Annotated in this window: 1 protein-coding gene and 1 pseudogene; both read left to right on the forward strand. The window is 57.6% G+C overall.

Features of this window, described 5'->3' with window-relative positions; all coding sequences use genetic code 11:
• The coding region (gene nrfD / locus VAE48_RS14515) for an NrfD/PsrC family molybdoenzyme membrane anchor subunit (RefSeq protein ID WP_322794046.1) at positions 1 to 890 on the forward strand (890 nt) is incomplete at its 5' end.
• Positions 887 to 2,770 (forward strand): annotated as a pseudogene (locus VAE48_RS14520) (molybdopterin oxidoreductase); the annotation flags it as partial. The gene nrfD and the pseudogene VAE48_RS14520, both read left to right, overlap by 4 nt.

Below are 2,770 nucleotides of genomic sequence, written 5' to 3' on the forward strand. Positions count from 1 at the left end.
CGGCCGCGCTGGTGACGATTGGCATGGATCTCGGTCACATGGAGCGGGTCTGGAAAGTGTTTTTGCAGCCCAACCTGCTTTCGGTAATGGCGCAGCTGGTGTGGGGCTACTCCATCTTCATGGTGGTGTTACTGGCGGCCTTGTGGCTGATCATCCGATTGGAACGCGGAAAGCAGGATGCCCGTCCGTGGCTGCGCTTTGTGATGGCGGTCGGGTTGTTCCTCTCCATTTTCCTCAGCGGCGGGGTGGGTGCGCTGCTGGGGGTTAATGCATCGCGCGAAGCCTGGCACACCGCCATGCTGCCGGCGCAGTTTCCGGTCTTTTCGCTGCTTTCCGGCTGCGCGCTGATGCTGGTATTGCTGGGATGGTTTGCACCGCCCGATGAAAAACGCAATTCGCAGCTGCGCGCGCTTTCTATTGGCCTGCTGATTTTGCTGCTGGTCAAGACTTACTACCTGTGGGTGGATTACTCTCAGGCATTGTACGCCGGTACGCCGGTTGCCACCGAAGCGGTGGAACAGGTGCTGTTTGGGCGCTGGGGCTGGGCTTTCTGGCTGCTGCAGCTGGGGCTGGGAATGGTCTTTCCGATTGCTTTTCTGCTTTACAAACGCTTTCAGCAAAATCCGCTGTGGAGTGGGGTGGTGGGGGTGGCCGTGCTGGTGGGTATTGCCGTGGCGCGCGCCAACATCATCTTTCCCATGCTTTCCATTCCTGAGCTGGAAGGGTTGGCAACCGCCTTCACCGGCCCGCATTTGACCTTTGACTACTATCCCAGTCTGATGGAGTGGTCGGTTACCCTGGGTGTAACCGGTGGAGCTGCGCTGGCGTGGCTGCTGGGCATGGATTACCTGCCTTTCCTCAAAACTCAATCCAAGGAGGTTGCTCAATGAACACTCCCTCATCCTCTCAACCGTCAACAACTCAGCCGACCATGACCCGCCGCGAATTTTTACGCAGCGCGGGGGCGGCGGGCATTGCCTCGGCTTTTTTGGGAATTACCCCCGCTCTGGTGCTGACTCAGGAAGCCGATGCCGAATCGGGGAACATTCCGCTGCATTCCCCCGAAAACCAGATTTATTCGGTTTGTTTGCAATGTAACACCATATGCGGTATCAAGGTCAAGTTGTTGGATGGCGTGGCAGTCAAAATTGACGGCAACCCGTACAGTCCATGGACGATGGATCCGCATCTGGATTATGAAACACCCTTTGCACAGACGGCAATCGTCGAAGGCGCCATATGCCCCAAGGGGCAGGCGGGTATGCAGACGGCATACGACCCTTACCGTGTGGTGAAGGTGCTGAAACGCAAGCCCGGCACGCCGCGCGGCGCCAACCAATGGGTCACCATTCCGTTTGAACAGGCGCTGGAGGAAATCGTTGAAGGAGGCGATTTGTTCAACGAGGGACGGGTGCCCGGTTTGCGCGAATCCTATGCACTGACCGATGCAAAGGTAGCCGGTGAGATGGCGGCTGCCGTCAAGAAAATCCTTGCCGAAAAGGACGAGGAGAAGAAAAAAGCGCTGGTCGAGGAATTCAAACAAACCTTTGCCGCCCATTTGAACACGCTGATTGACCCCGACCATCCCGATTTCGGTCCGAAAAACAATCAGGTGGTGTTCAACTGGGGCAGGATGAAAGGCGGACGCAGCGACTTCATCAGCCGTTTCTTCCGGGATGGGTTCGGCACGGTCAACACGCACGGGCATACCACGGTTTGTCAGGGTTCGCTGTACTTTACCGGCAAAGCCATGTCCGAGAAGCTGGTAGATGGCAAATGGACCGGCGGCAGCAAGTTCTACTGGCAGGGCGATATCCGCAACAGCGAGTTCATCATTTTCGTAGGGGCTTCGCCCTTCGAGGGGAATTACGGGCCTCCGCTGCGGGTGCCCAAGATCACCGAAGGTTCGGTTAATAACGGGACAAAGATTGTGGTGGTGGATCCGCGCCTTTCCAAAACGGCCGGAAAAGCCTGGAAATGGCTGCCGATCCAGCCCGGAAGCGAAGGCGCTATGGCGCTGGCGCTCATCCGCTGGATTCTGGACAACGAACGTTATGATGCCGATTACCTGAGCGCGGTCAATAAAGCGGCTGCGGCGCGAAAGGGCAACCCCACCTGGACTCAGGCGGCCTGGCTGGTGAAACTGGATGAAGAAGGTCAGCCGACCACTTTCCTGCGCGCCAGCGAGATTGGCCTGCGGGAGAAGGAAGTGCGTCCGCTCTCGACCGATCCTGAAAAGACCTACGAATTCGATTACTTTGTCGCGCTGCAGGGCGGCCGTCCGGTGGCATTTGACCCCTACGCAGAGGCCGAAGGGGATGCGGTCTATGGTGATTTGTGGGTGGATGGAATCACACTGGGCGGTTTCAAGGTCAAATCGGGTTTGCAAATTATTGCCGATTCGGCGCGCGAACGTACCATCGAGGAGTGGGCTGAATTGTGTGGGCTGGATGCCGGAGATCTGATCGAGGTGGCGCGCGAATTCACCAGCCACGGCAAACGCGCCTGCGCCGATATTCACCGCGGCGTTTCGCAGCACACCAACGGCTTTTACAATGTGCTGGCGTGGTACACGCTCAACGCGCTGATCGGCAATTACGACTACGCCGGCGGCTTGATCAAAGCCACCACCTATGATTATGTGGGCGGTAAAAAAGGTCAGCCGTACCCGCTGGTAAAAATGGCCGGTGGAAAAATGGCGCCGTTTGGGCTGTCCATCATCCGCCATGATGCCAAGTATCAGGAATCCACCCTGTACACCAGCCTGCCC

The organism is Bellilinea sp. (assembly GCF_034432615.1).
Taxonomy (GTDB): Bacteria; Chloroflexota; Anaerolineae; order Anaerolineales; family Anaerolineaceae; genus Bellilinea.